Here is a 25,067-nt window from a genome sequence, read left to right as displayed (position 1 = left end):
ACCGCTTAACGCTCAAATAATCGGTCGGCGACAGGATGCCCCCTCAATCCAGCGTTACCGGACCCGCACTTTTGCAAGGCGCAAGTGAGTGGAAAATACCCATCTCAGCGCAAAAACATCCGCCGGAAACGCCCGATTTAGAGCCGTTTCACGGAACAATCAATTCCGTTGATTATTACCATTGCGTTTATGAACTTTTATATCGACTTATCGAGAGTAGCATTGCCCTCGTACCCACTTTATCGCCCTCCTACGGAGCACCCAATCATGAAACGCCAATTACTGTTTAGCCTTACCCTCTCGATGCTGGCCAGCACAGCTTTTGCCCTGCCAGCTGCTGACCAGGCGACCCCACAAGTCAAATCCACCCACTCGGTGTTCAGCCAAACCGTTGCCGAAGGTGGTAATGATCGCCTGAAAGAAAAAGGCCTGATCACCCAGGATGGTTCGGACCGTACTCCACAAGGTCAAACCTTGGCTGCTGATGGTTCCGATCGCACTCCACAAGGTCAAACCCTGGCTGCTGATGGTTCCGATCGCACTCCACAAGGTCAAACCCTGGCTGCTGACGGTTCCGACCGCACTCCACAAGGCCAAACCCTGGCTGCTGATGGTTCCGATCGCACTCCACAAGGCCAAACCCTGGCTGCTGACGGTTCCGATCGCACTCCACAAGGTCAAACCCTGGCTGCCGATGGTTCCGATCGCACTCCACAAGGTCAAACCCTGGCTGCTGATGGTTCCGATCGCACTCCACAAGGTCAAACCCTGGCTGCTGATGGTTCCGACCGCACTCCACAAGGTCAAACCCTCGCTGAAGGTGGTGGTGACCGTGTCATCGAACGCAACAGCGCTTTGAGCTGAGCCCATGGCGGCCCTGAAAAAAAGCCCAATCCCCGGATTGGGCTTTTGACGTTATAGATGCCTCACTTCCCCGCTTGATCCCCCGATAGTCATTCGACGCCGGCAAAGCCGATTTGCTAGAGTGCGTCGCTGTCTTATCCAGAAAACACCCTTGCGATGCTGCCCCGCGCCGAACAGAAACAACAGACCCGCAACGCCCTGATGGACGCTGCCCGCCACTTGATGGAATGCGGCCGAGGATTCGGCAGCCTGAGCCTGCGCGAAGTCGCCAGAACCGCCGGGATCGTGCCTACCGGTTTCTACCGGCATTTCGCCGATATGGATGAACTGGGCCTGGTGCTGGTGAGTGAAGTCGGTCAGACCTTCCGCGAAACCATTCGCCTGGTGCGCCACAACGAGTTCGTCATGGGCGGCATCATCGACGCCTCGGTGCGGATCTTTCTCGACGTGGTCACGGCCAATCGCTCGCAGTTCCTGTTTCTCGCTCGCGAGCAGTACGGCGGTTCGCTGCCGGTGCGGCTGGCCATCGGCCGTTTGCGCGAAGACATCAGTTCGGACCTGGCGGCCGACTTGTCCTTGATGCCGAAACTGCAACACCTGGACATCGCCGGCCTGAGCGTCATGGCTGATCTGATTGTTAAAAGCGTGTTCGCGACCTTGCCGGACATCATTGATCCGCCGGCGCAGGCGCTGCCCGAGCATCTGACGCCGCAGGCGAAAATCACTCAGCAGTTGCGCTTCATCTTTATCGGCCTCAAGCACTGGCAAGGCCTGGGCAGCACCGAGTGACCCTCTAAAAGATCGCAGCCTCCGGCAGCTCCTACATGGATCGCATTTCTCTGTAGGAGCTGCCGAAGGCTGCGATCTTTTTTTGTGCGCCGCAATTTGGTGCGCGCAGCTCTGCACCGCACCAAATTCATCCAAACTGCCGCAATGCCTTGGCACACTTGCTGAGCTCCGACAGGCATTTCCTACGTATCACCCGATTGGCAAGCCCCTTGCTCTAGCCTAAGCATTGTCCATTGCTGGAAGCCTTCCGATGCTGGTGATTCATCGCAGAATCGACCCTCAACCCGTCTGGGCCGCCGAGTTGCACCTGACCTTCGAAGCCCGGAGCAAAAGCCGTTTGCGCTGTTTCAGTGCCGAGGGTGAAGACGTCGGGCTGTTTTTGGAGCGCGGTCAGCCACCGCTGTACGACGGCGAGTGCCTGCAAGCCGAAGACGGACGCATCGTCCGCGTCTGCGCCCGCGCCGAACAACTGCTGCACGTCACCTGCGCCAATGCTTTCGAACTGACTCGCGCGGCCTATCACCTCGGCAACCGCCACGTCGCCCTGCAAGTCGGTGATGGCTGGTTGCGCCTGCTCGACGACTACGTGCTCAAGGCCATGCTCGAACAGCTTGATGCCAAGGTCGAAAACATCGAAGCGCCGTTCCAGCCGGAACACGGCGCCTACGGTGGCGGCCACCACCATTCGCGTCACGGCGACGAAGACTTCAATTACCCGCCGAAACTGCACCAATTTGGCGTGCGGCTATGAACCCAGCCTGGGCGCTGCTGCGCCTGGCCAGTCCGCAGTTGCCGATTGGCGGTTACAGCTATTCCCAAGGCCTGGAAATGGCTGTGGATAACGGTCGGGTGAATGATCCTCAAAGCGCCCGGCGCTGGATCAGTGATCAGTTGCTGCTGAACCTGGCGCGTTTCGAAGCGCCGTTGCTGCTCGCCCATTGCGTGGCCGCCTTTGATGAAAACTGGGGAGAGTTACTGCAACGCTGCGAAGAGCATCGCGCCAGCCGGGAAACCCGCGAGCTGCATCAGGAAAGTCGGCAGATGGGTTATTCGTTGCAGCAACTGCTCAACGGTTTGCCGGAACTCGATGCCCCGGCCCGCGCCTTTCTTGAACAACGTCCCGAGCCGCACCTGGCCCTCGGCTGGGCACTGGCCGCTCGCGCCTGGAATATCAGCCCGCAGGACGCACTGGCGGCGTGGCTCTGGAGTTGGCTGGAAAACCAACTGGCGGTGCTGATGAAAACTCTGCCACTGGGTCAGCAAGCCGCGCAACGCCTGACCAGCGAACTGCTGCCGCTGCTGCAACAAGCCCAACAGAGCGCCACCCGAATCAACCCCGAACACTATGGCAGCGCCGCTTTCGGCCTGTCCCTGGCGTGCATGGCCCATGAGCGCCAGTACAGCCGTCTGTTCCGTTCCTAGGGCCTTTATTTTGGAGAATCACATGAACTCACAACCTCTGCGCGTCGGCATCGGCGGCCCGGTCGGTTCCGGAAAAACCGCTTTGACTTTGGCCCTGTGCCTGGCGCTGCGCGACCGCTACAACCTGGCGGTGGTCACCAACGACATCTACACCCGTGAAGACGCCGACTTTCTGGTGCGCAACGAAGCATTGGCGCCGGAGCGGATCATCGGTGTGGAAACCGGCGGCTGCCCGCATACAGCAATTCGCGAAGACGCTTCGATCAACCTCGAAGCCGTGGACCAACTGAACCGCCGCTTTCCGGGGCTGGACCTGATCCTTGTGGAATCCGGTGGCGACAACCTGTCTGCCACCTTCAGCCCGGAACTGTCCGACCTGACCATCTACGTGATCGACGTCTCGGCCGGCGACAAACTGCCGCGCAAGGGCGGGCCGGGGATCTGCAAATCGGATCTGCTGGTGATCAACAAAATCGACCTCGCGCCATTGGTGGGTGCGTCGCTGGAATTGATGGACAGCGACACCAAGCGCATGCGCAACGGCAAACCGTTCGTTTTCAGCAACCAGAAAACCGGTCTGGGCCTGGAAGAAATCATCGCCTTCATCGAACGCCAGGGCCTGCTGACAGCGGCGTGAACACGATCAACTTTTATCAACAAGGAAGCTTATCCATGACACTTTCACGCATTCTGGGCGCCATGGCCCTGCTGCTGACCCCGGCCATCGCCTTCGCCCACCCGGGGCATGGCGACAACGGTTTGATCGCCGGCATCAGCCACCCGGTCGGAGGCCTCGATCACTTGTTGGCAATGGTTGCGGTCGGTTTGTGGGCGGCACAACAGAAAGGCGCTGCACGCTGGACGCTGCCGTGCACATTCGTCGGCATCATGCTGATCGGCGGGTTGCTGGGGTTTGAAGGGCTGAACCTGCCGGCGCTGGAGGGCGGGATAGCGGCGTCGGTGCTGGCGTTGGGTGTGGCGGTGGCTTTGGCAGTGCGTCCGCCGTTGAGCCTCGCCGTTGCGGCAACCGCGCTGTTTGCGCTGTTCCATGGGGTGGCGCACGGCTTGGAGTTGCCGCAGATGTCGAGCCCTTGGGCGTATGCGGCGGGTTTTGTGGCGGCGACGGCTGCGTTGCATGGATTGGGTTATGCGGCAGTGCGTTTGTTGCCGCAAGCGGCGGCGCCGCTGGTTCGACTGGCGGGTGCAGCTTCGGCGGCGACTGGCGTGTGGTTGTTGGCGGGCTGATTTCTTTATCGCCAGTGATGGCCTCATCGCGAGCAAGCTCGGCTCCCACAGTGGAATGCGTACTCCTGTGGGAGCCGAGCTTGCTCGCGATAGCGGTCTGACAGACACCGCATCTCTCCAGCCAGCCTCTCCCATATTGGAATGCGTACCCCTGTGGGAACCGAGCTTGCTCGCGATAGCGGTCTGATAGACACCGCATCTCTCCAGCCAGCCTCTCCCATATTGGAATGCGTACTCCTGTGGGAGCCGAGCTTGCTCGCGATAGCGGTCTGATAGACACCGCATCTCTCCAGCCAGCCTCTCCCATATTGGAATGCGTACCCCTGTGGGAGCCGAGCTTGCTCGCGATAGCGGTCTGCAAGACACCGCATCTCTCCAGCCAGCCTCTCCCATATTGGAATGCGTACTCCTGTGGGAGCCGAGCTTGCTCGCGATAGCGGTCTGACAGACACCGCATCTCTCCAGCCAGCCTCTCCCATATTGGAATGCGTACCCCTGTGGGAGCCGAGCTTGCTCGCGATAGCGGTCTGACAGGCACCGCATCTCTCCGGCCAGCCTCTCCCATATTGGAAGGCGTACTCCTGTGGGAGCCGAGCTTGCTCGCGATAGCGGTCTGACAGGCACCGCATCTCTCCGGCCAGCCTCTCCCATATTGGAATGCGTACTCCTGTGGGAGCCGAGCTTGCTCGCGATAGCGGTCTGACAGGCACCGCATCTCTCCGGCCAGCCTCTCCCATATTGGAAGGCGTACTCCTGTGGGAGCCGAGCTTGCTCGCGATAGCGGTCTGACAGACACCGCATCTCTCCGGCCAGCCTCTCCCATATTGGAATGCGTACCCCTGTGGGAGCCGAGCTTGCTCGCGATAGCGGTCTGACAGACACCGCATCTCTCCAGCCAGCCTCTCCCATATTGGAATGCGTACCCCTGTGGGAGCCGAGCTTGCTCGCGATAGCGGTCTGCAAGACACCGCATCTCTCCGGCCAGCCTCTCCCATATTGGAAGGCGTACTCCTGTGGGAGCCGAGCTTGCTCGCGATAGCGGTCTGACAGGCACCGCATCTCTCCAGCCAGCCTCTCCCATATTGGAATGCGTACCCCTGTGGGAGCCGAGCTTGCTCGCGATAGCGGTCTGACAGACACCGCATCTCTCCAGCCGGCCTCTCTGCTAACATGTCGCGCAATCAACCCTGCCGTGACGACGCCAGCCAATGCCGCCTGTTTCCCGCTCCGCCTCCCCGCCTGAATTGACCGCTCTGTTTGCTTCGGTGCAACAGCACTTCCAGGACGTGATCGTGCCACTCTGGCAAGGCCCCGGCTGGAATGCCGACATGGCGCTGCCCTATGAGGCGCTGGACGCCGAGCGCCAACCGCTGCCGCCCCAACGCTACCGGGCCATGGCCTGCGCACGGCAGCTTTACCTGTTTTCCAGCCTGATCGGCCAGGTACCGGCCGCCGAAGAGCGCGCCGCAGCGCTGTTCCGTTCCTTGCAGCAGCATTTCCACGATGCCGAGCATGGCGGCTGGTTCTACAGCGTCGACCCACAGGGCGCGCCCCTGGATCAGCGCAAAGACCTCTACACCCACGCTTTCATCCTGTTCGCCTGCGCCCATTACTGGGACAAGGTCCGCGAGCCGCTGGTGGAATCGGTGCTCAACGCCGTACTGGAAGTGGTCGCGCAGCGCTTTGCCACGGGCGACGGCCTGTACGAAGCCAGCCTCGACCGTGACTGGTCCTCGCTCGAGTCCGGGCCGCTGCAAAATCCCCTGATGCACTTGGCCGAAGCCTTCCTCGCCACGCTGTCGGTGCGCAAAGACGTCGCCGTGCACGACGCGCTCGTCGAGTTATGCACAGCGATGCAGAAGCGTTTTATCGACCCGCAACACGGTGTGTTGATGGAAAAACCGCTGGGCGCTGTGGATAACTGGTTTGAACCGGGGCATCAGTTCGAGTGGTATTTCCTGCTGGAATCGTCTTCGTTGCTGCGCGGTTCGACACTGCACGCTTCTCTGGAGCGCGCTTTTGCGTTCACCGAACAACTGGGTGTCGATCAACAGACCGGCGCTGTGCGGGCCATGCTCGACCTGGAACCGAACGGCCCACCTCGGGACGCTACGCAGCGAATCTGGGCTCAGGCTGAATACCTGCGCGCCCTGACCTTGCGGCCAGACAGCGAGGCGGTGGTGCTGCGCCAATTGCAGGCGCTGCAGCAGCGTTCCCTGCATGCGGGGGGCTGGTATGAGTGTCGTGATGAGAACGGTGATGTGACACGCCGGGACATGCCGTCGACCACGCCTTATCACTTGGCGACGTGTTATCGCGGGTTGGCCGATTATCTCGGCTAAGTCCTCTGTGGCGAGGGAGCTTGCTCCCGCTGGACTGCGCAGCAGTCCCTTTTAGGGCCGCTTCGCGGCCCAGCGGGAGCAAGCTCCCTCGCCACAATTAGGCTTTGCCACCATTACGCTCAATCGCAAACCCGCTCCACGTCTGGCTCACCGGCATCAGCTCCAGGCTGTTGATGTTGATGTGCGCCGGGGCATTGAGCACCCAGAAAATGGTGTCGGCGATGTCTTGCGGCTGGATCGGCTCGGCACCGGCGTAGGTCGCGTTGTAACGTTCCTGGTCACCAGCGAAACGCACCAGTGAGAACTCGCTTTCGCACAGGCCCGGCTCGATATTGCTGACCCGCACGCCCGTACCTTGCAGGTCGCAGCGCAGGTTCAGGGAGAACTGTTTGACGAACGCCTTGCTCGCGCCATACACATGGCTGCCCGGGTACGGGTAGTTGCCGGCGATGGAGCCGAGGTTGACGATGCCGGCGCCACGACCGTGAGCAATCAGGCGGGGCAACAACAGACGAGTGCTGTACATCAGGCCTTTGATGTTGGTGTCGACCATGGTGTCCCAATCATCGAGGTCGCACTTGGGCGCCGGATCAACACCCAGGGCCAGCCCGGCGTTGTTGATCAGCCCGCGCAGTTTGGCGAAGGACGGCGGCAGGTTGGCAATCGCCTCCTCCATGGCCTTGCGATCACGCACGTCGAGCACCAGGCCATGGACCTCGGTCTGCTTCGACAACTCGGCGCACAGCGCATTGAGGCGCTCTTCACGACGGCCGGTCAGCACCAGTTTCCAGCCGGCTTCGGCAAAACGACGGGCGCAGGCTTCACCAAAACCGGAGGTCGCGCCGGTAATAAACAGGGTGTTGGACATCGTGTTCTCCTTGCTTCGGCTGATCGACAGCCACTGGAATAGAAAATCAGCAGCCAGCATGCCCGGCCTTGCCCACAGCGGCAACTACCGCCGAAGCTGTACAAAAAACGATCAAACGTTGCCACGCCTTGCCTGCCGTGGCTTTCAGCCATGTGCGCGCACCTTATCCACAGGCCGGTCCACAGTTTCCGGGGGCAAGTGGAAAAGCTGTAAGCCGCTGTGCATAAGGCTTTGCGGGCGAATTGGAAATTTTTTTGCTTGACCCTGGAACGCCGGCTGTGTAGCCCATGGCATTTTGCACGATTGACCGGTCATACCGACGATGGCGCCAAGCCAGTAACTACGGCCTTCAGCCGAGTCTTTCCAGAGTTTAACCACAGACTTATCCACAGGCAGCTCCACCTTATTTCGACCCGTTTTCGCCACCAACAAAAAGGTTGACAAAGCCCGCTCGCGGTCCAGCAAAAACGCCTGATCAAAAAACAACCACAACTCTGCAAGCCACGGTTTCAAAGGCTTTCAGCCAGCTACTCCCACGTTATTCACAGCCAGCTCCACAGCAAACGGGGACAAGTCAAAACCGTGACAAAACAACTATTTGCAGCGGCTTTATGTCGCGCTTTAAGAGCTTGTGAATATTGTTTTCCACAATTTCAAAAAAGCTTTACGACCGGCATAAAAAAACGCCCTGACGTGGATTCGTCAGGGCGTTTTTTATGCGCTCAGCTGTTTAGTGGCCGCCGAGATAAGCGTTACGCACTTCCTCGTTAACCAGCAGCTCCTTGCCGGTGCCCGTGAGGCGGATCTCGCCGTTGACCATCACGTACGCCCGGTCCGACAGCTTGAGGGCGTGGTTGGCGTTCTGCTCCACCAGGAAGATGGTCATGCCGGTTTTGGCCAGTTCCCGCAGAGTCGCGAAGATCTGTTTCACCACAATCGGCGCCAGACCCAGGCTCGGCTCGTCAAGCAACAGCAGTTTCGGCCGGCTCATCAGCGCACGTGCGATGGCGAGCATTTGCTGCTCGCCGCCGGACATGGTCATCGCCCGCTGGGTGCGCCGCTCTTCGAGTCGCGGGAACAACTCGAACATGCGTTGCATGTCTTCCTTGGCGTACTTGTCACCGATAGGAATCGTGCCCATCAGCAGGTTTTCCTCGACGGTCATGTCGGGGAACACCCGCCGGCCTTCCGGCGATTGAGCGATGCCGTTGGACGCGATGTAGTGGGACGACTTATGGGTGATATCCACACCCTGATAGATGATCTGCCCATCCGCCGCCCGCGGCTGACCAAAAATCGACATCAGCAAGGTCGATTTACCGGCACCGTTGGAGCCGATCAGGCTGACCGTTTCACCTTCATTGATGTGCAGCGAGACTTTTTTCAGGGCCTGAATCGGCCCGTAAAACACATCCAAATCCTTCAGTTCGAGGATGGGTTGGCTCATAGCACCACTTCCTCTTCATCGGCGCCCAGGTAGGCCGCAATCACTTTCGGATCGTTACGAATCGCATCAGGCCCGCCCTCGGCGATGACGATGCCGTGGTCCAGCACCACGATGTGGTCGGAAATGCTCATTACCATGCCCATGTCGTGTTCGATCAGCACCACGGTCAGATCGTGCTCGTCGCGCAGCAGCCGGATCATCGCGCTCAGCGCTTCGGTTTCCTGAGGGTTGAGGCCGGCAGCCGGTTCGTCGAGGCAGATGATCTGCGGCCGGGTGCACATGGCCCTGGCGATTTCCAGACGGCGTTGCTGACCATAGGACAGCTCACCGGCCAGACGGTTGGCGCAGTCCACCAGGTCCACCACTTCCAGCCAGTAGAACGCGTGGTCCAGCGCATCGCTTTCGGCTTTGCGATAACCCTTGGTGTTGAGGATGCCGGCCAGCATGTTGCGGTTGACCCACATGTGTTGGGCCACCAGCAGGTTTTCCAGCACCGACATTTCCTTGAACAGGCGGATGTTCTGGAACGTCCGCGCCAGGCCGGCACGGTTCACCAAGTGAGTGCCGCCGAACATCTTGTAGAACATCCGGCTGGCAAACGCTTTCGGCGAGACGAAATCGGTTGGTTTGAACGATTCGCCCAGCAGCTTGATAACGTTGGTTTGCTCGCCACGCACATTGAGTTCGATCTTGCCGCCCGAGGCCTTGTAGAACCCGGTCAGGCAGTTGAACACGGTGGTCTTGCCGGCGCCATTGGGGCCGATCAGGGCGAAGATAGAGTTGCGTTTGACCTTCAGGCTGACATCGTTCAACGCCTTGATGCCGCCGAAGTGCATCATCAGCTTCTCGACCGAGAGTACGACTTCGCTCATGGCGCTACTCCTTTACGCGGGGTCACACCGGTACGGCTGATCCGAATCAGGCCGCGCGGTCGCCAGATCATCATCAACACCATCAGGATACCGAACAGCAGCACGCGATACTCCGCGAACCCACGCAGCAGTTCCGGGGCGACGGTCAGTACGAACGCCGCAATCACCACGCCAATGGTCGAGCCCATCCCGCCAAGTACCACGATGGCCAGGATCAATGCCGATTCGAAAAAGGTGAACGAGGTCGGGTTGACGAAGCCTTGGTAGGTGGCGAAGAACACGCCGGCCAGACCGGCCGTCGATGCACCGATGGTGAACGCCGAGAGTTTGACCAGTACGTGGTTCAGACCCATGGAGCGGCAAGCGATTTCGTCTTCACGCAAGGCTTCCCAGGCGCGACCGACTGGCATGCGGGTCAAGCGGTGCTTGATGTGCAATACGGCCAATACCACCAGGAACAACACCGCGTAGATGAAGTAGTACTTCACGTCCGGGTTATAGGCGATGCCAAAGAACTCATGGAACGGCACCCCGCCCTCTTTCGCCCTCTTGCCGAACTCGATGCCGAAGAAGGTTGGCAACGGAGCGGCCATACCATTCGGGCCGCCGGTCAGGGACAACCAGTTATTTAGGATCAACCGGATGATTTCACCGAAGCCCAGGGTCACGATCGCCAGGTAGTCACCGTGCAGGCGCAGTACCGGGAAACCGAGGATGCACCCGGCAAGGCCAGCGGTGATCGCCGCCAGCGGCAGCACCGTCCAGAAGCCCAGACCGAGGTATTGGTAACCGAGCGCCAACCCGTAGGCACCGATGGCGTAGAACGCCACGTAACCCAGGTCGAGCAGACCGGCCAGGCCGACCACGATGTTCAGCCCCAGGCCCAGCAGCACGTAGATCAGCCCGAGGATGACCACGCCCAGCAGGTAGGAGTTGGAGAAAAACGGGAACACCACGGCAACGACGATCAACAGCGGGATGATCCAGCGCAACCGGGATTTGTAATCAGGCGGCAGTACATGAACCCCGGAGCCGGTGCTTTCAAAACCTTCAAGAATTTTCAGGCCCTTGGGGGTTTGCAGGAACAGGCTCAAGGCAAAGCGGCCAGCCATGACGATGGCGACAATCCACGCCACCCGGGTCGTTTCCAGGTTGAAGCCGTAGCCGTCGAGGACCACGCCAACAATCGGGCCGAACACAATCAGGGCCACCAGGCCGGCAAGAATCGCGTCAACCAGGCTTCTTTTGAGATCAATGGTTTTTTTAGTGGTTGAAGACATCGCTTACACCTTCGACACAAGAGGACGGCCGAGCAGGCCTTGAGGCCGAAAGACCAGAACAAGAACGAGCAGCGAGAAGCTGAAAACGTCTTTGTAGTCCGAGTTCACCAGACCTGAGAACAGTGATTCGGAGATCCCCAGAATAATCCCGCCGAGCATGGCGCCAGGCAGCGAACCGATCCCGCCGAGTACCGCGGCAGTGAACGCTTTGATCCCGATGACGAAGCCTGCGTAGAAGTCGAACGTGCCGTAGTTCATGGTGATCAGCACGCCGGCCAGGGCCGCCATCGCTGCACCAATGATGAACACATAGGAAATTACACGGTCGGTGTTGATCCCCAGGATCGAAGCCATCTTGCGGTCTTGCTGGGTGGCGCGGCACATGCGGCCGAGCTTGGTGTACTTGATGACGTAGGTCAGCAGGGCCATCCCGGCAAATGCGGCGATCAGAATGAAGATCTTGGTGTAGGTGAGCTGAACGAAGCCGGTCCCGACTTCAACTCGCCATGCACCGGTCAGCAGCGTGGGTACACCCTGTTGGCGGGCGCCCTGGGCGATCTGTGCATAGTTTTGCAGGATCAGCGAAATACCGATGGCGCTGATCAGCGGTGCCAGTCGTGTGGAGTTGCGCAACGGTTTGTAGGCGACGCGCTCGATGACCCAGCCATACACCGCCGTGACGATGATGGTGAATACCAGTGTGCCGAGCATCAGCAGAGGGAAGGATTCAATACCGAAGTAAGCCAGCAGAGCCAGACTGATTGCCGCGAGGTAAGCGGAAATCATGTAAACCTCGCCGTGGGCGAAGTTGATCATGCCGATGATGCCATAGACCATTGTGTAGCCGATGGCGATCAGGCCATAGACCGACCCGAGGGTCAGACCGTTGACCAGTTGCTGCAGGAAAATACCATCCATAACGCAATCTCACGCATTTGAGAGACTGCACAAAAGCGGGTTACAACGGACCGGGGTTCAGCCGCCAGTGCAACACGGTTGTGTGCAGCTCTACGAGAAAAGACAGGTACTGCACGGACATGTTGATTGATCTGCCCGGCGCACAAGGCACCGGGCAGATCAGCAGTTCATATCACTTCTGTTTTTCCAGTTGGTGGTATTTGCCGTCCTTGTCCCACTGGTAAACCACGTAGTCGGAGACTTTCAGGTCGCCCTTGGCGTCCCAGGTCTTCTCGCCCATCACGGTTTGAACCTTGTTGGCTTTCAGCCATTTGGCAGCGTCGTCGCCCTTGTTGGACTTGGCGCCATTGAAGGCAGCTGCCAGGGTCTGGACCGAAGCGTAGGCGTACAAGGTGTAGCCTTCAGGCTCGGTGCCTTTTTTGCGGAACTCATCCACTACCGTCTTGCTGTCTGGCAGCAGACGCGGGTCGGCGCCGAAGGTCATGTACACGCCGTCAACGTTCTGCGGGCCACCGGCGGTGGTCACCAGCTCGTCGGTCACGATGCCGTCATCGGACATGAACTTGACGTCTTTGAGGCCTTGTTCACGCAGTTGGCGAACCAGTGGGCCGGCTTCCGGGTGCAAGCCGCCGAAGTAGACCACGTCGGCACCGGCCGCACGGATCTTGGTTACCACGGCGCTGAAGTCTTTCTCGCCGCGGGTCAGGCCTTCGTACAGCACCGGCGTTACGCCGCGCTTGACCAGTTGTGCCTTGGTGGCGTCCGCCAGACCTTGGCCGTAGGTGTCTTTGTCGTGCAGGACCACGACTTTCTTGCCTTTGAGCACGTCGACGATGTAGTCGCCGGCAACGATGCCTTGCTGGTCGTCACGACCGCACATACGGAACATGGCAGCCAGGCCGCGTTCGGTAACCTGTGGGTTGGTGGAGCCTGGAGTGATCGCGATGATGCCCGCTTCGTCGTAGATCTCCGAAGCCGGGATCGTCGAGGAGGAGCAGAAGTGACCGACTACGCCAGCGACTTTCTGGTTGGTCAGGTCCTTGGCGACCGTCACAGCCTGTTTCGGTTCGCAGGCGTCATCGCCTTTGACCAGTACGATTTTTTCCCCGTTTACGCCGCCCGCTGCGTTGACCGCATCGGCCGCAGCCTGTGCACCCTTCATGTACTGCTCGCCAAATGCCGCGTTGGCGCCTGTCATCGGTCCCGCCACGCCGATTTTCACATCAGCCTGTGCAAACGCAGAAACACCCAACGCAGTTGCCACTGCGAGGGCCAAAAAGCCTTTTTTGTAAAACGTCTGGGACATGAGGTGGTGCTCCAAGGTTTTTTTTTAGTTGGCACTGCGACTTCCTGAATGCTCAGAGCAAGGGCCGTGCCATCGGTTTTTTATTCTGAGAAAAGTCGCTGCTTTATTGTTATTTCGACTGTTTCGATCCCATTTTCATTGGGCGTGCAACCGTCTAAACCGCGGAAGGTGAAACCATTTATTTTTAAAGGCGCAACCCGAGCGCGCCATCATTGCAACCGCGGCGCCAAACGACGTGCAACCAGCCTGTAACAACGTGCGTCACCGAAGTGCACACTGCTGGTGCGGAACTGCTACAACCCGCACCTTTTACAGGCTAGTCGCTGCGCGAAAAAGCGCCGCTTCCAGCAACAAATTTCAACAATCAAATAACGATCCGCAGGCACTGGCCTGCGTGATACAGCGAGAATCCGGCCTCGTACAGACAGCTGCGCAATCCCACGCCCGCCAATGGCTGCATGGGCGCAAAGGGAATCGGCAGCGCTTGAGGATTTCCGTTACACAGATAATCGGCAAAGGCTTTGCCGACGACAGTGCCAGTAGTGACGCCCCGGCCGTTGTAACCGGTGACTGCCACTAAACCGGGCGCCGGTTCGAACAAACGCATCAAATGATCGGGGGTGAAGGCGATGCAACCGGTCCAGGTGCACTCCCATTCCACCGGTTTGAGATAAGGAAAGTAGTGCTGTTGAACCCGGTCGGCCCAGGCTTTAAGGAACCAGGTCGGTTTCTGATTGCCATTACCGAGACTGCCGAGCAGCAGACGGCCATCCTTATCGCGACGAACACTGCTGAGGACCTGGCGGGTGTCCCAGGAACCCTGTCCACCGGGGAGAATTTGCTGCGCAGCCTCTTCGGTCAGCGGGACCGACGCCACTTGGTAGTAATAACCGGGGAAGAAGTTGCGCCGCAATTCCGTCCAGTCACCTTCGGTGTAAGCATTCGAGGCAATCACGACTTGCTCGGCAAGCACCGAACCCTGAGCGGTTTGTACCGACCAGCGTTGGCCCTGACGTTCGAGTCGGGTCACCGGCGAATGATCAAACAACTGACCGCCAAGACCGATGGCCGCTTTGGCCAGCCCCGTCGTGTAAGCCATTGGGTTGATCGTGCCAGCACGTCGATCGAGCAGCGCAGCGGCAATCTTTTTGGTACCCGTCGCTTGTTCGCAGGCTTGACCGGTCAGCAGTTCCACCGGCGCGCCGCGACGTTTCCATTGTTCTTCACGACTGCGCAAGTCCGCTTCGCCACGGGCGTTGTGCGCCATGTGCAGCGTGCCTTCACGGCGTAACTGGCAATCGATGTTGTACTTATCCACAAGGCTGAACACCAGGGACGGTGCCGCACCGAGCATGCGATTGAGCTGACTGCCGACCGCCTCGCCGAAACCGGCTTCGATCTCGTCCGGTGGAATCCACATCCCGGCATTGACCAGCCCGACGTTGCGCCCCGATCCGCCATGACCAGCGCGATGGGCTTCCAGTACACAGACGCTTTTGCCTTTTTCCAGCAGATGCACCGCCGCCGACAGACCGGTGAAACCGGCGCCGATAACGCAGACATCCACCGTCACCTCGCCCTTGAGCGCCGCGTTATCAGGCCTTTGCGGCGTCAGTTTTTCCCACAGACACTCTTCGCGTAACGGCATTGCCAGACTCCAACAGAAACCTAACCAACACACCATTCATTGTGGGAGCGAGCTTGCTCGCGATTGCTACCTGTCAGTCGACATTGATGTCGGCTGACAGGCCCTCATCGCGAGCAAGCTCGCTCCCACAGGGTTCTTCATGGGTTCAAGAACTGTGTTTAATCGAACGTAATGCCCTGAGCCAACGGCAACTCCAGCGAATAGTTCACGGTGTTGGTCTGACGGCGCATGTAGCCGCGCCATGCATCGGAACCGGATTCACGACCACCGCCGGTTTCTTTCTCACCACCAAACGCCCCGCCGATTTCCGCGCCGCTCGGGCCGATGTTGACGTTGGCGATGCCGCAGTCGCTGCCCACCGCCGACATGAACTGCTCGGCTTCACGCACGTCAGTGGTGAAGATGCACGACGACAGACCTTGTGGCACGGCGTTGTTCAGGCGCAGCGCTTCGTCGAAATCCTTGTAACCGACCACATACAGAATCGGCGCGAAGGTTTCGTGGCAAACCACATCGCTCTGCTCCGGCATTTCAACGATCGCCGGCGAGACGTAATAAGCGTTAGGGAATTTGTCTTCCAGTTGGCGCTTGCCGCCGAACACCCGGCCGCCTTCGCTCAAGGCCTGCTCAAGCGCGTCCTGCATGTTTTCGAAGCTGTGCTTGTCGATCAGCGGACCGATCAGGTTACCTTCCAGCGGGTTGCCGATGCGCACCTTGGAGTAAGCGGCTTTCAGGCGGGTGACGATTTCTTCTTTCACCGATTCATGGGCAATCAGGCGACGCAACGTGGTGCAACGCTGACCGGCAGTGCCGACGGCGCTGAACAGGATGGCTCGTACGGCCATGTCCAGGTCGGCGCTTGGGCCGAGGATCATTGCGTTGTTGCCGCCCAGTTCCAGAATGCTGCGAGCGAAACGTGCGGCGATTTTCGGTGCCACTTCGCGGCCCATGCGGGTGCTGCCGGTGGCGCTGATCAGCGCGACACGCGGGTCATCGACCAGGGCTTCGCCGGCATCGCGACCGCCGATGATGACTTGGCTCAGGTGCGGCGGCGCGTCGCTGAAGTTCTTCAGTACACGGTCGAACAGCGCCTGGCAGGCCAGTGCGGTCAATGGAGTTTTTTCCGACGGTTTCCAGATCACCGGGTTGCCGCAGACCAGCGCCAGCGCGGTGTTCCAGGCCCAGACCGCAACCGGGAAGTTGAACGCACTGATGACGCCGACGACGCCCAGCGGGTGCCAGGTTTCGCGCATGTGGTGGCCAGGACGCTCGGAAGCGATGGTCAAACCGTACAGCTGACGAGACAGGCCGACGGCGAAATCGCAGATGTCGATCATTTCCTGAACTTCACCCAGGCCTTCCTGAGTGATCTTGCCGGCTTCCCAGGACACCAGCTCGCCGAGGTCGGCCTTGTATTCACGCAGGATATCGCCCAGCTGGCGGACCAGTTCGCCACGGCGCGGCGCCGGGACCTTGCGCCACAATTCGAACGCATGATCTGCACGACTGATGTGCTGCTCGACTTCAGCGGCGCCTTCCCAGTTCACGGCGGCGATCTGGCTGCCATCGATCGGCGAATGCACCGGCACTTTGCCGTTCTGGTACAGGGCCGGGTTCACACCAAGACGATCAAGCAATGCGGCAACCATGGGTCACTCCTCAAGCGAAAAACAGAAAACGTGCAGCCGGATTAATTCGGCTGGTGAGACCTGTAGTTTTAGCGCTCCCGACGTTACCCAACAAACGACCTTTAAGAGAGATATCATTCCGTTTATTCATGCTGCGAATTGCTGGTAAGAAAGAAACAAGAAAAAGGACAACCAATGCTGAATAAACGCTACTTGCCGTCGATCACCGCGCTGCAGTGTTTTGAGGCCGTGACCCGGCATTTGAGCTTCACCCGGGCGGCTGAAGAGCTGAACCTGACCCAGAGCGCTGTCAGCAAACAGGTTGCGCAACTCGAAGAATTGCTGCAACACCTGTTGTTCCGCCGGGTACGCCGTCGCCTGCAAATGACCCCGGCCGGTGATTTGTACCTGGTGGAGGTACGAAAAATCCTCACGCAGGTCGAGATGTCGACCCACTACTTGCGCTCCTACGGCGGTGAAACCGAAGTCCTGCGCGTCTCGACGCCTCCGACCTTCGGCGCGCGCTGGCTGGTGCCACGCTTGAAAGGCTGGCGTCTTCGCCATCCCTCGATCCATCTGGACCTGTGCAGCGAACAGGAAGCCGACGATCTGCTGCAAGGTCGCAGCGACCTGGCGTTCTACTTCGGCCAGGGCTCACGCCCCGGTACTGAATGCCTGAAGCTGTTCGGCGAAGAGCTGGTGCCGGTCTGCGCACCGGGCAGTCTGCCGGACACGCCGTTCACCGATCCTACGCAACTCACCGACCTGGTCCTGCTGCAAAACGCCTCCCGGCCCCAGGCCTGGCACGACTGGTTCGACAGTCAGGGCTACCACACCGAACACAGCTACCACGGCCCGCGTTTCGAAACCTTTTACATGTGCATCCGCGCAGCCCAGGTCGGCTGCGGTGTGGCGCTGTTGCCGCGGTTTCTGGTGGAAGAGGAATTGGCCGACGGCAAACTGGTCATACCCTGGCAGCACGCGATGCCCAGCACCGATGCCTATTACCTGGCGTATCCGGAGCATTCGGCGGAAGTACCGAAAGTGCGGGATTTTGTGAAGTGGATGCTGGAGCAGATTGATAGCCCGGATGCCTCGCAGCATTGAAGCTTCGCACCATCTCTGTGGTGAAAGGCTGGCCCCGCTGAGTCGACCCTATGAGCCAACAACCCGGGTTGTCAGGCTCATAGTGGCGTCACGCGATACCAAAGAGGCCGTCGACGATTTTGGTTTGAGCGAGGCGCCCGCGCAGGTCCTCATCGATAGAGGGATCATCCATTCTGTACAGCCGCACCTTGCGATACGCATTGATTCGATTGATCTCCCGCCCCAAATACTCCCAAACCACCCGCGAACATGCCGGAGTGCGATGGTCGGCCGCTGAAACACCCATCTTCAAGCCATTGAGTCGAATAATCCGGCTTTTGTAGTTTGGAATAAGAATGGTCTGACTGATCTCGTTGGACGTCAGCGACTCATAGTCGAGCAGGAACAAGCGATCCTGTAGATAGTAGGCAACCCCAATGTATCGATACCGCTCAAATGTCCCCTCTGCCCCAGCAATCTGTATCCGCTCATTTCGTTCATACACGAAATGTTGGCCCTCCTCCCTTATGTGCACCAATGAACACAGAATGCAACCAGGCTCTGTCATCGCGTAGTAGTACTCGTAGTAATAACCACAATAGGCCTTGAGCTGCGACGAAGACTGTCTGCGAAGGTGATCAAGCATGCGCTGAGGCGCTGCCACCTCGTCCGAGGGTTTGATTTTCTTGGATTTAACGCCAATGAGCGTGATGAACTGCTCTGTGGGCAAATGAATTTCGTATTCTTCAACCCCAAAAAAATCACAGATCCGTTTGAGGTTAAACGGCGTAGGAAGACTATTCCCACTCAAGTACTTATTGAATTGCCCACGATTAATAAGAAGTTTCCTACAAACCTCCGCGATAGATCGGTAGTGACTGCATAGCTGCCTTAAGTTAGCCGGAAAAAACTCACGCATATCAGCTCATCACAATAGTGCTAGAAGGCTCGAACATAGCAGCAACTCGCATCATTTTTAAGCAACTCGCGAAATTGCACTCAGCGATACGATAACCGGATATTACGAGCCTTGAGGTTTTCTCAAGACAGTCAGCAAAAGACGACAAATCGCCACTACTCTAAAAACAGCAGGGAGCACTCAATGCTTGAAGTCATCAATGACTTTCTCTCCGGAAAAATCCTTATCCCATTGGTCCTTGGGTTGGGTGGCTACTTCACCATCCGATCAAGATTTGTCCAGTTCAGGTATTTTTTTCACATGCTATCGGTATTGCGCGGCAGTTGGCGCACAGGCAATCATCATCTGAGCTCGTTACAGGCGTTAACCCTCAGCCTCGCAGGTCGAGTCGGGACGGGCAACATCGTTGGTGTCGGCATCGCCGTGAGCATGGGCGGGCCAGGGGCCGTGTTCTGGATGTGGATGACCGCGTTCCTGGGCATGTCGAGCAGTTTTTTCGAATGCGCTCTTGGACAACTCTACAAACGTAGCGACGGAAACGGTCTTTATCGTGGTGGTCCATCCTGGTACATCCAGCATGGTCTGGGTAAACGCTGGCTAGGGATGATTGCCGCCCTCCTGTTGTTGGTGACCTTCGGTTTTGCAATCAATGGCCTGGAGGCTCATGCCGTATCGCACTCGCTTAAGGATGCTTTCGACATTTCGACCACTTGGTCGGGATTGGCATTGTCAGTGATGCTGGCTGTTGTATTTGTGGGTGGGATCAAACGAATAGCAGCTGTCGCCGACCTGCTGGTACCGCTTAAAGTTCTCGCCTACGTCGGGGTCACGCTCTATGTAATTGTCCTGCAATCGGAGCAGGTGCCCTCGGTGTTAATGACCATCGTCAAGAGCGCGTTCGGCCTGGACCAAGCGTTCGGCGGACTGCTCGGCACTGCAATAATCATGGGTGTGAGGCGCGGTGTGTTTTCCAATGAAGCGGGCCTGGGCAGCGCCCCCAACGTTGCTTCGGTGGCCAAAGTCGAACATCCGATAAGCCAAGGCGTGGTGCAAGCACTGAGTGTCTTCATCGATACCTTCGTCATCTGCACCTGCACAGCATTGGTCATCCTGTTATCCGGTTTCTATACACCCGGTTTCGAAGGCAACGGCATTGCTCTTGCGCAAAACTCGCTGGCAGCCATCGTTGGCGAGTGGGGTCGAATGTTTATTAGCGTGGCGCTGACATTATTTGTATTTACCGCAATGCTCTATAACTACTACTTGGGCGAAAACAGCTTGCGGTTCATGTTCGGTGAACCCCGAAAAACCTTGCTCATCTACCGCGCACTGGTATTGGCGCTGGTGTTCTGGGGCTCGATTGAAGACCTCTCCACCGTACTCGCATTTGCCGACATCACCATGACACTGCTTGCCTTCGTCAACCTTATAGCCATGGCCTTGCTGTTTAACATTGGCATGCGCATCTTGTACGACTATGACGAGCAACGTCGCGCAGGAGTCAAGAACCCAGTGTTCGACTCCAGCAAGTTCAAGGATCTGGATCTCGATTTTAGGGCCTGGCCAGCGATAGAGAATGACCAGAACACGTTAAAGCATCCTGCCCACCTTTCTCGTAACTGCACATATCCGCAATCGGCATAAATGAAAAAACTCTGAGCCATTGCGAACCCGCAACGGCTCAGCAGCGAAACTTAGCAACATTTATTGGCTATCTACAAACAATAGATCTCACTATTCAAACACGATTAAAAATTCTTAAGGAGATTGTTAATGAATCGTTATCGCCATCTTAAATCCAACACTTCCGAAGTTCCGGTACTTTGTATAGATACACACATAACCCCAAATCACCTCTTTGAAAATGCCTGCTTCAGGATTCGAACAGCTACTAGTCTTTTAGAAACACTCACATCAGTAACCATAAAGCATACCGCTGACATTGATCTATACCGGCTAATACTTCCAGCTTATGTATTACTGCAGGATGGTGTCGACACACTGGAACAAATCACCTTAAAGGTGGAGTGAGATCATGGCTACCCCTGCAACTAATGAAATGCTTAAGGCTGCAATGAGAAAAGCAATTGAAACCGGCCTTATCCCTAGTTACTCGCACCTTGGATATTTAAGAAGCTGGGAAAGCCTTGCGTTGGTCGTCCAAGCCGCGGTTGACGCTACCCCGATAGTTGAGCCCCCTCCGAATTGTTCAAACAAGTGCTGTCGAGGGCTGCCACTCTTCAATTTTTGTTCCACGTGAACGGAAGGCATTACGATGCACCCGAAAAGATCGCAGCCTTCGACAGCCCATGAAATCCGCCAGAAATCGATGCTACTGCAAAAAAGGCTGGCAAACCGGGCCATTGATATGCGCCACTAGCCCCATTCATTGAAACAGCTGCAACGTCGCTGCCACGGGCCGCGGCCAGCCTGGAGAACCCCGTTATGAGCGAGAGCGTGTTTGGCGATCGCATCGTGCAGAACCTGCTCGACACCGACTTCTACAAACTGACGATGATGCAGGCGGTGCTGCACAACTACCCGAATGTGGAAGTCGAATGGGAGTTTCGTTGCCGTAACAGTGAAGATTTGCGCCCGTACCTGGCGGAAATCCGCTTCCAGATCGAGCGCCTTGCCGAATTGAGCCTGAGCGCCGACCAATTGAGTTTCATGGAGCGCATCAGCTTCATGAAACCGGATTTCCTGCGCTTTCTCGGGTTGTTCCGCTTCAATCTGCGCTACGTCCACACCGGCATCGAAAACGGCGAGCTGTTCATCCGCCTGCGCGGGCCATGGCTGCACGTGATCCTGTTCGAAGTGCCGCTGCTGTCCATCGTCAGCGAAGTGCGCAATCGCTATCGCTACCGTGAGATCGTCCTGGAACAGGCGCGCGAGCAGCTCTACCGCAAGTTCGACTGGCTCACCGCCAACGCAAGCGCGGAGGAATTGTCCGAATTGCAGGTCGCCGATTTCGGCACTCGCCGTCGCTTCTCGTACCGCGTTCAGGAAGAAGTAGTGAACGTGCTCAAGCACGATTTCCCCGGTCGTTTTGTCGGCACCAGCAACGTGCACCTTTCACGTGAGCTGGATATGAAGCCGTTGGGTACCATGGCCCACGAATGGATCATGGCCCACCAACAACTCGGCCCGCGGCTGATCGACAGTCAGATTGCCGCCCTCGATTGCTGGGTCCGCGAGTACCGCGGCCTGTTGGGGATCGCCCTCACCGACTGCATCACCACCGATGCCTTTCTCAGCGATTTCGACCTGTACTTCGCCAAGCTGTTTGACGGCCTGCGCCATGATTCCGGTGATCCGGTGCTCTGGGCGGAAAAGGCCATTGCCCATTACCACAAGCTCGGCATCGACCCGATGAGCAAGACGCTGGTGTTCTCCGACAGCCTGACGCTGCCCAAGTCTCTGGAAATATTCCGGGCGTTGCGCGGTCGGATCAATGTCAGCTTTGGCATCGGCACCAACCTGACGTGCGATATTCCGGGTGTTGAACCGATGAGCATCGTGCTTAAAATGGCCGCCTGCAACGGCCAGCCCGTGGCAAAGATTTCCGATGAGCCTGGCAAGACTCACTGCAAAGACCCGAATTTTGTCGCCTACTTGCGACACGTTTTCAAAGTACCTGCCGCCCCTTCCAGTACATCAAGCACATCTAGCAAGGAGTGAATTCATGCAAGCCGAACAGCGTGAGATTGCTGAACAGCTCAAGGTCCAGCCGCCGTTCGCTGACCAGGCCGCCCTCGAGGCTGAAGTCGCCCGGCGGATTACCTTCATCCAGGACTGCCTGGTCAATTCCGGGCTCAAGACCCTGGTACTCGGCATCAGCGGCGGCGTCGATTCCCTGACCGCCGGCCTGCTGGCCCAGCGTGCGATGCGCGAACTGCGCACACACACAGGCGACAACAGCTACAAGTTCATCGCCGTGCGCCTGCCATACGAAACCCAGTTCGACGAACACGACGCCCAAGCCTCGGTGGATTTCATCGCCCCGGACGAGCGCCACACCGTGAACATCGGCCCGGCGGTCAAAGCCCTGGCCAGTGAAGTAGCGGCCTTTGAAGGCAAGCACGCAGTCTCGGTGGATTTCGTACTCGGCAACACCAAGGCGCGGATGCGCATGGTCGCCCAGTACACCATCGCCGGCGCGGCCCAAGGGCTGGTGATCGGTACCGACCACGCGGCGGAAGCGGTAATGGGTTTCTTCACCAAATTCGGTGATGGCGCGTGCGATCTGGCGCCACTGAGCGGCCTGGTGAAAAACCAGGTCCGGGACATCGCCCGCAGCTTTGGCGCGCCGGAGTCGCTGGTGGAAAAAATCCCGACGGCCGACCTTGAAGACCTGTCGCCCGGCAAACCGGACGAAGCGTCCCACGGCGTGACCTATGCCGAGATCGACGCGTTCTTGCACGGCGAGCCGGTGCGTGAGGAAGCGTTCAAGATCATTTGTGACACGTATAAAAAGACTCATCACAAGCGAGTGATGCCGTTCGCGCCTTGACTCTGCCCCTGTAGAAAGTTGTAGGAGCTGTCGAGTAAAACGAGGCTGCGATCTTTGATTGTGATCTTAAAAGCAAGATCAAAAGATCGCAGCCTCGTTTCACTCGACAGCTCCTACAAGGGTTCGGGCGGGCCCAAAAATGAGCAAAAAAAAAGCGTCCCTAGTGGACGCTTTTTTTATGCGTTCGATTCGATTACTTCAGGACAACAGTGCCTTTCATCATCGAGATATGGCCAGGGAACGAGCAGAAGAAACCGTACTTCTCGGCAGCATCGAGCTTCGACACGTCGAAGGTCACCGAGTCGGTTTCCTTGGCGCCGATGATTTTGGTGTGGGCGATGATGCGCGCGTCACCTTCCGGCAGGTAGTTCTTTTCGATGCCTGCGGCCAGGCCTGCGGTGGCGATCGGCTGCATATCAGCCTCTTTACTCAGCACCCAGTTATGACCCATGACGTTTTTCGGCAGGTTGCCGGAGTGCTTCAGCTCCACGGTGAACGTCTTGCAGCTCTTGTCGATGCTGATTTCCTTGGTATCGAAGGACATCTGGTCAGTCGAGTCGACAGTGACCTTGCACTCGGCAGCCATCAATTGGCTGCTGGCCAGCGTCAGCAGGGATACCGCAACAAGTTTGGCAAACATGGTGAATCTCCAAGGCAGGGTTAACAAAAGTGCGAATGGACAGAAGACTGCCTGAAAACTTCGCAAGTTCCTATGACCTGAATCAAAAATTGTATACAACTTTCGGGCTATGACACCTATCGAAACAATCTACCAGCCAGACGTCTGGGGCGGCCCTATCATCAGGTCGTACTCACTCATCTGGAGCGTCAGTCATGTCCCTTAACAGCCTGTTGCGCAGTTTGTTCGCCGCCTACGCCTGTGGCGCCAGCGGAACCTTTGAAACACCTGAACGCGAAGTGTAGACCTTGGAACGCCGCGTGCCTGCCTTTACTCTGTGGCTATCCTGACCATGGAGTAAGGCATGTCTTTAGCGTCCGTTTGTGTATTTTGCGGTGCCAGCACTGGCACCAACCCGGCTTATCGTGAAGCGGCTGTCGCCTTGGGGCGAGCATTGGCCGAGCGTAAGCTGACCCTCGTCTATGGCGGCGGCGCCGTCGGGCTGATGGGCATCGTCGCCGATGCTGCGCTGGCGGCCGGCGGTGAAGTGATCGGGATCATCCCGCAAAGCCTCAAAGACAAGGAAATCGGCCACAGCGGCCTGACTCGTCTGGAAGTGGTCGACGGCATGCATGCGCGCAAGGCGCGGATGGCCGAGCTCAGTGACGCCTTTATCGCCCTGCCCGGCGGCCTGGGCACGCTGGAAGAACTGTTCGAAGTCTGGACCTGGGGCCAGCTCGGCTACCATGGCAAACCGCTCGGGCTGCTGGAAGTGAACGGTTTCTACAGCAAATTGACGTCTTTTCTCGATCATATCGTCGGCGAAGGCTTCGTTCGTGAACCGCACCGTGACATGCTGCAAGTGAGCGAATCGCCGCAAACCCTGATTGATGCGCTGGACGCCTGGCAGCCGACAGTGGTGCCAAAGTGGATCGAGCAAAAACCCAGCTAACGGCTGGGCATCGATACAGGGCAGAATACGCGCCGCTCAACCTCACCTTCGACCCCAGAGGATCGCCCATGGCTAAACCCAATTATTCCTTCGCCAAACGTCAGAGAGACTTGGCCAAGGAGCAGAAGAAAGAGGAAAAGCTTCAGCGCAAGAAAGCTACAGCTGAAGAAGAAGCCGCCGCACTGAACCCGGATGCAGAAGGTGAAGTGGCCGCAGAAGATGATGTTGAAGCACCGAAAGATCAGGCGCCCGACGCCTGAGACCCTCAGGGCCCGATGATCTGATCAGGCCCACCGGATCTGTGTCCAGGGTCAGCAGTTACTTTGCTGACCCTCACAGCCCCATCTGA

The 25,067-nt window shown here is 58.0% G+C and carries 24 protein-coding genes; 13 read left to right on the top strand and 11 right to left on the bottom strand.

Annotated features, from left to right (window positions below):
• The first annotated feature begins 267 nt into the window (after positions 1-267).
• From ACA079_RS02735 to ACA079_RS02705, 7 genes are all read left to right on the top strand, one after another.
• Positions 268-864, top strand: a complete 597-nt coding sequence (locus ACA079_RS02735) for a hypothetical protein (protein WP_497702488.1) — start codon at positions 268-270, stop codon at positions 862-864.
• 156 nt (positions 865-1,020) lie between these two features.
• Positions 1,021-1,653, top strand: a complete 633-nt coding sequence (locus ACA079_RS02730; protein WP_046044801.1) for a TetR family transcriptional regulator — start codon at positions 1,021-1,023, stop codon at positions 1,651-1,653.
• A 250-nt stretch (positions 1,654-1,903) separates the two neighbouring features.
• The gene (gene ureE, locus ACA079_RS02725; protein WP_033055578.1) at positions 1,904-2,404 is read left to right on the top strand and encodes an urease accessory protein UreE; all 501 of its coding nucleotides are present in this window, start codon (positions 1,904-1,906) and stop codon (positions 2,402-2,404) included.
• Positions 2,401-3,075: an urease accessory protein UreF gene (locus ACA079_RS02720; protein WP_497702487.1), complete on the top strand. Its 675-nt coding sequence runs from the start codon at positions 2,401-2,403 to the stop codon at positions 3,073-3,075. The genes ureE and ACA079_RS02720 overlap by 4 nt, the downstream gene beginning before the upstream one ends.
• A 22-nt stretch (positions 3,076-3,097) precedes the next feature.
• Positions 3,098-3,712 (top strand): urease accessory protein UreG, encoded by a 615-nt coding sequence (gene ureG, locus ACA079_RS02715; RefSeq protein ID WP_497702486.1) that lies wholly within the window; start codon positions 3,098-3,100, stop codon positions 3,710-3,712.
• A gap of 35 nt (positions 3,713-3,747) precedes the next feature.
• Positions 3,748-4,320 (top strand): HupE/UreJ family protein, encoded by a 573-nt coding sequence (locus tag ACA079_RS02710; RefSeq protein WP_497702485.1) that lies wholly within the window; start codon positions 3,748-3,750, stop codon positions 4,318-4,320.
• A 1,208-nt stretch (positions 4,321-5,528) separates the two neighbouring features.
• A complete protein-coding gene (locus tag ACA079_RS02705; RefSeq protein ID WP_497702484.1) occupies positions 5,529-6,662 on the top strand; it encodes an AGE family epimerase/isomerase in 1,134 nt (377 codons plus the stop codon).
• Between the two features lie 97 nt (positions 6,663-6,759).
• Here ACA079_RS02705 and ACA079_RS02700 read toward each other — a convergent pair whose 3' ends face one another.
• The 9 genes from ACA079_RS02700 to amaB all read right to left on the bottom strand — a co-directional run bounded on the left by ACA079_RS02700 (position 6,760) and on the right by amaB (position 16,650).
• Entirely contained in the window at positions 6,760-7,530 is a 771-nt protein-coding gene (locus ACA079_RS02700; RefSeq protein WP_008153379.1) for an SDR family oxidoreductase, read from the bottom strand.
• 144 nt (positions 7,531-7,674) lie between these two features.
• A complete protein-coding gene (locus tag ACA079_RS02695; RefSeq protein WP_497702483.1) occupies positions 7,675-8,043 on the bottom strand; it encodes a hypothetical protein in 369 nt (122 codons plus the stop codon).
• Positions 8,044-8,260: 217 nt separating this feature from the next.
• The gene (locus ACA079_RS02690; protein ID WP_497702482.1) at positions 8,261-8,977 is read right to left on the bottom strand and encodes an ABC transporter ATP-binding protein; all 717 of its coding nucleotides are present in this window, start codon (positions 8,975-8,977) and stop codon (positions 8,261-8,263) included.
• A complete protein-coding gene (locus ACA079_RS02685; protein WP_497702481.1) occupies positions 8,974-9,849 on the bottom strand; it encodes an ATP-binding cassette domain-containing protein in 876 nt (291 codons plus the stop codon). The genes ACA079_RS02690 and ACA079_RS02685 overlap by 4 nt, the downstream gene beginning before the upstream one ends.
• On the bottom strand, positions 9,846-11,129 hold the full coding sequence (livM, locus tag ACA079_RS02680) for a high-affinity branched-chain amino acid ABC transporter permease LivM (RefSeq protein ID WP_497702480.1): 1,284 nt from the start codon (positions 11,127-11,129) through the stop codon (positions 9,846-9,848). The genes ACA079_RS02685 and livM overlap by 4 nt, the downstream gene beginning before the upstream one ends.
• Positions 11,130-11,132: 3 nt before the next feature.
• Complete coding sequence (locus tag ACA079_RS02675) at positions 11,133-12,047, bottom strand: ABC transporter permease subunit (protein ID WP_309674883.1); 915 nt, start codon at positions 12,045-12,047, stop codon at positions 11,133-11,135.
• Between the two features lie 172 nt (positions 12,048-12,219).
• Positions 12,220-13,353 (bottom strand): branched-chain amino acid ABC transporter substrate-binding protein, encoded by a 1,134-nt coding sequence (locus tag ACA079_RS02670; protein WP_033055567.1) that lies wholly within the window; start codon positions 13,351-13,353, stop codon positions 12,220-12,222.
• Positions 13,354-13,717: 364 nt separating this feature from the next.
• The gene (gene amaA, locus ACA079_RS02665) at positions 13,718-15,001 is read right to left on the bottom strand and encodes an L-pipecolate oxidase (protein WP_008153371.1); all 1,284 of its coding nucleotides are present in this window, start codon (positions 14,999-15,001) and stop codon (positions 13,718-13,720) included.
• Positions 15,002-15,159: 158 nt separating this feature from the next.
• A complete protein-coding gene (gene amaB, locus ACA079_RS02660; protein ID WP_008153370.1) occupies positions 15,160-16,650 on the bottom strand; it encodes an L-piperidine-6-carboxylate dehydrogenase in 1,491 nt (496 codons plus the stop codon).
• 174 nt (positions 16,651-16,824) lie between these two features.
• Here amaB and ACA079_RS02655 point away from each other — a divergent pair, with 174 nt between their 5' ends.
• Complete coding sequence (locus ACA079_RS02655) at positions 16,825-17,736, top strand: LysR family transcriptional regulator (protein ID WP_497702479.1); 912 nt, start codon at positions 16,825-16,827, stop codon at positions 17,734-17,736.
• Between the two features lie 88 nt (positions 17,737-17,824).
• On the opposite strand, the gene ACA079_RS02650 is transcribed toward ACA079_RS02655, so the two are convergent.
• A complete protein-coding gene (locus tag ACA079_RS02650) occupies positions 17,825-18,634 on the bottom strand; it encodes a helix-turn-helix domain-containing protein (RefSeq protein ID WP_497702478.1) in 810 nt (269 codons plus the stop codon).
• Positions 18,635-18,817: 183 nt separating this feature from the next.
• Here ACA079_RS02650 and ACA079_RS02645 point away from each other — a divergent pair, with 183 nt between their 5' ends.
• The 3 genes from ACA079_RS02645 (at position 18,818) to nadE (ending at position 23,147) form a co-directional block, all read left to right on the top strand.
• On the top strand, positions 18,818-20,278 hold the full coding sequence (locus ACA079_RS02645) for an alanine/glycine:cation symporter family protein (RefSeq protein WP_497702477.1): 1,461 nt from the start codon (positions 18,818-18,820) through the stop codon (positions 20,276-20,278).
• Between the two features lie 801 nt (positions 20,279-21,079).
• Positions 21,080-22,315 carry a nicotinate phosphoribosyltransferase gene (gene pncB, locus ACA079_RS02640; protein ID WP_497702476.1) on the top strand — a complete coding sequence of 412 codons (1,236 nt, stop codon included), beginning with the start codon at positions 21,080-21,082 and terminating at the stop codon, positions 22,313-22,315.
• A 4-nt stretch (positions 22,316-22,319) separates the two neighbouring features.
• Positions 22,320-23,147 (top strand): NAD(+) synthase, encoded by an 828-nt coding sequence (gene nadE / locus ACA079_RS02635; protein WP_497702475.1) that lies wholly within the window; start codon positions 22,320-22,322, stop codon positions 23,145-23,147.
• A gap of 193 nt (positions 23,148-23,340) precedes the next feature.
• Here nadE and azu read toward each other — a convergent pair whose 3' ends face one another.
• Positions 23,341-23,787, bottom strand: a complete 447-nt coding sequence (gene azu, locus ACA079_RS02630; RefSeq protein WP_046054918.1) for an azurin — start codon at positions 23,785-23,787, stop codon at positions 23,341-23,343.
• Positions 23,788-24,130: 343 nt separating this feature from the next.
• Between azu and ACA079_RS02625 the strand changes: the two genes are divergently transcribed.
• Together ACA079_RS02625 and ACA079_RS02620 are read left to right on the top strand one after the other, a co-directional pair.
• Entirely contained in the window at positions 24,131-24,718 is a 588-nt protein-coding gene (locus tag ACA079_RS02625; RefSeq protein ID WP_497702474.1) for a cytokinin riboside 5'-monophosphate phosphoribohydrolase, read from the top strand.
• A 68-nt stretch (positions 24,719-24,786) separates the two neighbouring features.
• On the top strand, positions 24,787-24,978 hold the full coding sequence (locus tag ACA079_RS02620; protein WP_018928487.1) for a hypothetical protein: 192 nt from the start codon (positions 24,787-24,789) through the stop codon (positions 24,976-24,978).
• Positions 24,979-25,067: the final 89 nt, after the last annotated feature.

This window comes from Pseudomonas sp. LBUM1645, assembly GCF_059716185.1.
The sequence above is the reverse complement of the archived record's forward strand: the minus strand, read 5'-3'. Positions and strand labels throughout refer to the sequence as shown.

Excerpts from the sequence above, each read along its gene's own strand:
- ACA079_RS02735 (WP_497702488.1), top strand. The coding sequence starts at position 268 with ATGAAACGCCAATTACTGTTTAGCCTTACCCTCTCGATGCTGGCCAGC.
- ACA079_RS02730 (WP_046044801.1), top strand. The coding sequence starts at position 1,021 with ATGCTGCCCCGCGCCGAACAGAAACAACAGACCCGCAACGCCCTGATG.
- ureE (WP_033055578.1), top strand. The coding sequence starts at position 1,904 with ATGCTGGTGATTCATCGCAGAATCGACCCTCAACCCGTCTGGGCCGCC.
- ACA079_RS02720 (WP_497702487.1), top strand. The coding sequence starts at position 2,401 with ATGAACCCAGCCTGGGCGCTGCTGCGCCTGGCCAGTCCGCAGTTGCCG.
- ureG (WP_497702486.1), top strand. The coding sequence starts at position 3,098 with ATGAACTCACAACCTCTGCGCGTCGGCATCGGCGGCCCGGTCGGTTCC.
- ACA079_RS02710 (WP_497702485.1), top strand. The coding sequence starts at position 3,748 with ATGACACTTTCACGCATTCTGGGCGCCATGGCCCTGCTGCTGACCCCG.
- ACA079_RS02705 (WP_497702484.1), top strand. The coding sequence starts at position 5,529 with ATGCCGCCTGTTTCCCGCTCCGCCTCCCCGCCTGAATTGACCGCTCTG.
- ACA079_RS02700 (WP_008153379.1), bottom strand. The coding sequence starts at position 7,530 with ATGTCCAACACCCTGTTTATTACCGGCGCGACCTCCGGTTTTGGTGAA.
- ACA079_RS02690 (WP_497702482.1), bottom strand. The coding sequence starts at position 8,977 with ATGAGCCAACCCATCCTCGAACTGAAGGATTTGGATGTGTTTTACGGG.
- ACA079_RS02685 (WP_497702481.1), bottom strand. The coding sequence starts at position 9,849 with ATGAGCGAAGTCGTACTCTCGGTCGAGAAGCTGATGATGCACTTCGGC.
- livM (WP_497702480.1), bottom strand. The coding sequence starts at position 11,129 with ATGTCTTCAACCACTAAAAAAACCATTGATCTCAAAAGAAGCCTGGTT.
- ACA079_RS02675 (WP_309674883.1), bottom strand. The coding sequence starts at position 12,047 with ATGGATGGTATTTTCCTGCAGCAACTGGTCAACGGTCTGACCCTCGGG.
- ACA079_RS02670 (WP_033055567.1), bottom strand. The coding sequence starts at position 13,353 with ATGTCCCAGACGTTTTACAAAAAAGGCTTTTTGGCCCTCGCAGTGGCA.
- amaA (WP_008153371.1), bottom strand. The coding sequence starts at position 15,001 with ATGCCGTTACGCGAAGAGTGTCTGTGGGAAAAACTGACGCCGCAAAGG.
- amaB (WP_008153370.1), bottom strand. The coding sequence starts at position 16,650 with ATGGTTGCCGCATTGCTTGATCGTCTTGGTGTGAACCCGGCCCTGTAC.
- ACA079_RS02655 (WP_497702479.1), top strand. The coding sequence starts at position 16,825 with ATGCTGAATAAACGCTACTTGCCGTCGATCACCGCGCTGCAGTGTTTT.
- ACA079_RS02650 (WP_497702478.1), bottom strand. The coding sequence starts at position 18,634 with ATGCGTGAGTTTTTTCCGGCTAACTTAAGGCAGCTATGCAGTCACTAC.
- ACA079_RS02645 (WP_497702477.1), top strand. The coding sequence starts at position 18,818 with ATGCTTGAAGTCATCAATGACTTTCTCTCCGGAAAAATCCTTATCCCA.
- pncB (WP_497702476.1), top strand. The coding sequence starts at position 21,080 with ATGAGCGAGAGCGTGTTTGGCGATCGCATCGTGCAGAACCTGCTCGAC.
- nadE (WP_497702475.1), top strand. The coding sequence starts at position 22,320 with ATGCAAGCCGAACAGCGTGAGATTGCTGAACAGCTCAAGGTCCAGCCG.
- azu (WP_046054918.1), bottom strand. The coding sequence starts at position 23,787 with ATGTTTGCCAAACTTGTTGCGGTATCCCTGCTGACGCTGGCCAGCAGC.
- ACA079_RS02625 (WP_497702474.1), top strand. The coding sequence starts at position 24,131 with ATGTCTTTAGCGTCCGTTTGTGTATTTTGCGGTGCCAGCACTGGCACC.
- ACA079_RS02620 (WP_018928487.1), top strand. The coding sequence starts at position 24,787 with ATGGCTAAACCCAATTATTCCTTCGCCAAACGTCAGAGAGACTTGGCC.